Annotated in this window: 5 protein-coding genes and 1 tRNA gene; 4 read left to right on the top strand and 2 right to left on the bottom strand. The window is 44.1% G+C overall.

Translation table 11 applies throughout. The features are described from left to right. Positions 1-211: 211 nt before the first annotated feature. Positions 212-598, bottom strand: coding sequence for a DUF4359 domain-containing protein (locus PX481_RS25290; RefSeq protein ID WP_288096712.1), 387 nt, complete (start codon positions 596-598; stop codon positions 212-214). Positions 599-701: 103 nt separating this feature from the next. On the opposite strand from PX481_RS25290, the gene PX481_RS25285 reads away from it, so the two are divergent. Continuing rightward, positions 702-774, top strand: a tRNA-His gene (locus PX481_RS25285). 168 nt (positions 775-942) lie between these two features. Then, entirely contained in the window at positions 943-1,209 is a 267-nt protein-coding gene (locus PX481_RS25280; RefSeq protein WP_002763196.1) for a hypothetical protein, read from the top strand. On the opposite strand, the gene PX481_RS25275 is transcribed toward PX481_RS25280, so the two are convergent. Beyond that, a complete protein-coding gene (locus tag PX481_RS25275) occupies positions 1,206-2,870 on the bottom strand; it encodes a transglutaminase domain-containing protein (protein ID WP_288026329.1) in 1,665 nt (554 codons plus the stop codon). The genes PX481_RS25280 and PX481_RS25275 overlap by 4 nt on opposite strands. 112 nt (positions 2,871-2,982) lie before the next feature. On the opposite strand from PX481_RS25275, the gene cofG reads away from it, so the two are divergent. Both cofG and PX481_RS25265 read left to right on the top strand, forming a co-directional pair. Further along, on the top strand, positions 2,983-3,870 hold the full coding sequence (gene cofG, locus PX481_RS25270) for a 7,8-didemethyl-8-hydroxy-5-deazariboflavin synthase subunit CofG (RefSeq protein WP_288026327.1): 888 nt from the start codon (positions 2,983-2,985) through the stop codon (positions 3,868-3,870). 530 nt (positions 3,871-4,400) lie between these two features. Beyond that, positions 4,401-5,605 (top strand): cytosine deaminase (locus PX481_RS25265; RefSeq protein ID WP_288096708.1); only part of this gene is annotated, 1,205 nt, incomplete at its 3' end.

The following is a 5,605-nucleotide window of genomic DNA, read 5'->3' as shown; positions in this document are numbered from 1 at the left end:
TCCTTATCTGGCAAGAGACTTAATTGATTAGTTCGCTCTAGATAAAAAACAATTGACAAAAATCGCTAAATGCCTTTCTCTATAAGGGTTCCATCCCTTATAACCCCCGTCCATTGCATAACACAAACCGAAGAGCCATAATTTCAGCTATCACCACTACAATAAAATCACTACCATCAGGATTTACTCTCGGAAAATTTCAATTGCCTGACTACAGTTCTAAAGCTTCGTAGATGTATAATTTGTTCAAAAAACCGACGGTGCTGAAGTGATAACTAGGTAAAGGGGGAGGGAACCATAATTCCGTTTGATAAACGCTGAAAATGACAAAATTCTTTCTAGTGGTGTGAGTGGCGATCGCTTCTTGTAAAAAAGGATGACCCGTATCCACCAACATTTTACAGTAACCTCGCAAGAGAGCTTGCATCTCGCTCGAAGCTTGCGCCCGAGCGCAGACATTATCCTTAAGATAGCTAGTTAACCGCTGGGAAGCGTATTGTTCGTAATCTTGACGATTGGGGTTAGTTGTCAGCAATATCCCCGCAATTCCCCCTAAAACCACTCCTAGCGCCATTCCCCCTAACCGTGCCAATTTCATAAGCTCTCAAATCATCACTCACTTACCCTAACCATAGCCCGAATTGAGGATAAAAAACCTGTTGCCAACCATTCGTTTTGTGCTATACTAGGGAAGGTGTGCGGCGAGCGTAGCCAAGTGGTTAAGGCAGTGGATTGTGGTTCCACCACTCGGGGGTTCGAGTCCCCTCGTTCGCCCTCTTATGAACTACTCCCATCCGCTAGGTAGTTACTCGGAGTCTCCTGTCTCCGATCTCAAAAATGGAAATTAATTTGGCACGACTACTTAACAAATTATTGCGATCGCTTGCCATTAACTGATTTTCAGCGATAATCTAAAGTCAGAGTCCATCGGGAGATAAGATCATGAACTTTCGTCTAGTTCTATTTTCAGGCCTTGTTACCGCTTTAGTCGGGGCAGGTATCGGTTATGGCATTAGCCGCATTGAACGCAATCCCAGCCAAGTCAACTATAAAAATCCCTATAACTATCAAATCATCTATGGACGTTATTTTGCCGGTGCCGGGGCAGCCCTGGGCTTCTGTGTGGGTGCGGGTTTGCAAATGGTCAAAGAACTCAAAGAAGAAAGAGATAGAGAAATGGGCATCCTAGATGATGGCTCAGAATTCTAGTCTTTTGGGGCTAATTCCTCAAGAATGACGAATTGAACGTGATTAATCGCTAAATCGCCGATGGGAACTTGGGTTTTTAACACCGGTTGTCCTTCACTGAGCATTCGTTCAAAGGGGATATCTTTGGCAATTTCCGTGTGATACCAAGCTAAACCCATAAAGAAACGATTGGGATAGGGACCACCTTCAAAGATATCATCGGGATTGGACTCCATGGGAACCCAACCGATAGAGGGGAGATAAAATTCCATCCAGACGTGATTGTAATCTGGTTCGAGGGGTAAATTACGTTCGAGGGGATGGGGTGGGCATTTATAGCGTCCTACCGTGCGACAGGCAATACCATTGAGACGACACAAAGCCAATAATAAACCCACATATTCGCCACAGGAACCCACTCCGCGCCGCAGGGCAATATCGGGGGTGTCGATGTTGGGTTTGATGCCGTAGGAAAGCTGATCATAGACGTAGTTACGAATACTATAAACTTTTCTGAGGAGATTGGTTTCCCGACCGATCGCTTCTTCGGCAGCATTGAGGATAATTTCTGTATTCATGGCCAGATCATCATTATCGATCAAATAGCGATCGGGAAAATCGGCGGGTAAGGGGGGTAAATCTTCGCAATCTTGGGGAGTAATTTGGTATTTAATTCCCCATACTTCTAAGACTACTTTCCACCCAAAAATATGACGTTGTTTGCCGGTTATTTGCTCGAACTTAAATACTGCCACCCGCTGCCCGTCTTGAATTTCTTCAATAAAAGGCAATCCCACCGCTTCGACGCTGCGAATTTTTTGCCGTGGTGTTTCTAAGGGTAAAGCGATGCGCCATTCCACATCTTTTAGTTCGATATTATATAGAGGTTCCAATTCCTCGACGTAGGATAATTCAATCAGATAACCGTTAGAAAGGGCGTATTTTTTAGCGGGATCGTAGTGAAAATATAGAGGATGGACAAAAGTACGCGGACGATAACTAAGTTCGTAAACCTGTTCGGAATTGGGATTATCGCGGATAAAGGGTTCTTGGAAAGCATAGGCCACATATAGGATATCCTTGCCACTGTTCGCATCGCGATAAAATGCTAATCCCGTCGGCGATTCAAAAGGAGTTATCATGCTAAAAAGCTGTTCTCCCGTGGCGCGATCAAGACAGTAAACCGTTTGTTCTAGGGTATCCGTTAACCAAAGTTCTTCCCCGCGAATGGTGATATTTTCGATGCCGATACCAGGCGCGTACAAACGAGTAATTTCCTGTCCCGATTGGCGATCAAATATAAAGATTTGTCCAGAACGTTGACAAGTGACATAAATTGTGTTACCAGTTACGGCGACTCCGTTAGCGGTGTAGGGAAGACGGGTAAAAAATTTCGGGGTAAAATCTTCGAGAGTGCAGCAGTAGAGATTTTCGCGGGTAGTAAACCAGAGGTTATTTTGATCATCGATGGCCAATCCCGTCGTCCCGACGAATTCTTGCCAGCGATGGGAATTAAGTACAGTTGTATGACCAGTATCGAGGGCAATTTGGTATAAATAGCCGTTTTTTGCGTCGATAGCGATTAATTTGTTATCTTGAAATACAATTCCGTGCAGGGCCGTGGCGCTAATCGGGCGAATCGTTTGACGATGGGAGGGAAGACTGGCAGGATCGAAAATCATAGGAGGAAGCGAAAAGGGAGGGTGTTTTTAAGTGAATAAAACAGCAATTCTCCCCACGATAGCAAATTTTATCGCCCTTGAATGCTCGTAATGAACTCCAATTCCGAAAAAAATGTCAAGAATTGTCACCTATAGTCCCTCTCATACCCTTGTACCTACCTACGAGTGTTTCAATCGTTGCAGTTATTGTAATTTTCGCAGGGATTTAGGCACTGATGGCTGGTTAAGTTTAGACAAGGCAAAAGAGATTTTAACTGCTTTGCAGGGTTCGGAAATTACGGAAATTTTAATTCTTAGCGGCGAAGTTCATCCTTTAGCAGCCAATCGAGAGTCATGGTTTCGGCATATTTATAATTTAGCAGCATTGGCTTTAAATATGGGTTTTTATCCCCATACCAATGCGGGGATTTTAACTTTTGCCGAGATGGAAAAACTGAAAAATGTCAATCTATCTATGGGCATAATGTTAGAACAAATGACGGTGACTTTATTAAATACTGTCCATCGTCATGCCCCTAGTAAAGTGCCATCCCTGCGCTTAGAGCAGTTACAATGGGCGGGAGAATTAGGAATTCCTTTTACCACGGGTTTATTATTAGGAATTGGTGAAACAGAATGCGATCGCTTAGTAACCTTAGAAACTATTGCCACTATTCATCAACGTTGGGGACATATTCAAGAAGTGATCCTACAACCCTACAATCCGGGCAAAAGAGAACAGTGGCAAAATAATCCTTTTGATCTGCAAAAATTACCCGATCTGGTTAGGCAAGCCAGGGAAATTTTGCCCCCAGATATTGTCATTCAAATTCCCCCGAATTTAGTACCCGATCCTCTTTTTCTCTTGGATTGTTTAGCGGCAGGAGCGCGGGATTTAGGCGGTATTGGCATTATCGATGAAGTTAATCCCGATTACCTCCATTTACACCCCGATAAATTAAAGGAATTTTTAGCAGTTTATGGCTGGGAATTAAAGCCACGCCTACCGGTTTATCAGTAAACATTAATCAGGGAAAAGATAGCACTGTTAATGCCATTTAACAATCCTTACTTAATACCCCTTAATTGATTATTATTCATTCTTAATTCTCCTGACGACCGACGACCGAGGCTGCATCTCATTTTTGTAAATCTACCAATTGGGATTTTGACGGGGAAACTCTCGGCTAAGATCGGGCATTACTTCCGATTTTATCACTCAATCCAAGCTTTTGGGGGGTTCTACCCCCCAAACCCCCCGTTGGGAGCGTGGCGCCGCCCCCAAACCCCCCGCGCATTAGTTTTTCGGTGGGATGCTTACACGCAGCTGCTGATACATTTGTAATTATCTATAGCGTTTCCTGTTCGCAAGAGGTACATTATCGATGTTGAAAAGCTTAATTAGCAAAGGTTTAACTGTGTCACACAGGTGTGAGAACCGCTATAAGAGTTACTGATAATTGCTGACTGTCGGTATTCCTGCAAATGTGAGATGCACCGACGACTGGCTCCTAATTCTAACAACAATTTTTGATTTTTACCAGAGGTCTTATGATTCCCTCAAGCGAGCGCTACTGGCTCAAAAATGCTCATATTCCCGTTTCCCTGCTAGAAAATGAGAGTTTCTCTCCCCAAACCTCCGAGGGATTAACCTTAGTTAATCTGGAAATTAATGACGGTTACATTAATCGCATCACCTCAACAATCCCCCCCGAAGATAATATTCCCGTTATTGACCTCAAAAAAAAGATTGTTTTTCCTTGCTTTGTTGATATGCACACCCATCTCGATAAAGGTCATAGTTGGCATCGTTGTCCTAACCATGATGGCACTTTTGACAGTGCCTTAAAAATGGCCCTAGAGGATTCCCGACGGGAGTGGCGCTTAGAGGATGTGTATCGTCGCATGGAATTCGGCGTTAAATGCAGTTATGCCCACGGAACCGCCGCTATTCGCACCCATATCGACTCTTTTGGTCAACAGGCACAGATTAGCTTAACTGCTTTGGGAGAATTGCAACGACAATGGGCCGGTAAAATCACCCTGCAAGCGGTTTCTCTAGTTTCCCTTGACTACTATCAAACCTCCGAGGGAGCGGCCCTAGCCGATAAAATTGCCGAATTTGGGGGTATATTGGGGGGAGTAGCCTACACAAATGCCGATTTACAGGCACAAATTGATATTACCTTCAAATTAGCCCAAGAAAGGGGTTTAAATCTCGATTTTCATCTGGATGAAAACGGCGATTCCGATTCTACCTGTTTAGCAGCGATCGCGCGTACTGCTATCAAAGAGCAATTTGACGGACAAATCATCTGTGGTCACTGTTGCAGTTTAGCGGTACAATCCCATGAAATAATCCAAGAAACTTTAAATTTAGTCAAAAATGCGGGCATTGCTATCGTTAGCTTGCCGATGTGCAATCTCTACCTACAGGATCGTCAAGAGGAAAAAACCCCCTTTTGGCGCGGGACAACTAAGGTAAAAGAGATGAAAAAAGCGGGAATTCCGGTTGCTTTTGCCAGTGATAACTGTCGCGATCCCTTTTATGGTTTTGGGGATCACGATGGTTTAGAAGTCTTTACCCAAGCGGTGCGGATTGCTCATCTCGACACACCCTACGCTGACTGGGTAAATAGTGTCACCCTCACCCCAGCCAATCTGCTCGGATTGCCCCATTTAGGGCGCATTAAGACGGGTCTAGAGGCAAATTTGTTAATTTTCAAGGCTCGCTACTTTAGCGAGCTATTATCGCG

Source organism: Microcystis sp. M53603_WE2 (assembly GCF_030065435.1).
The sequence above is the reverse complement of the archived record's forward strand: the minus strand, read 5'-3'. Positions and strand labels throughout refer to the sequence as shown.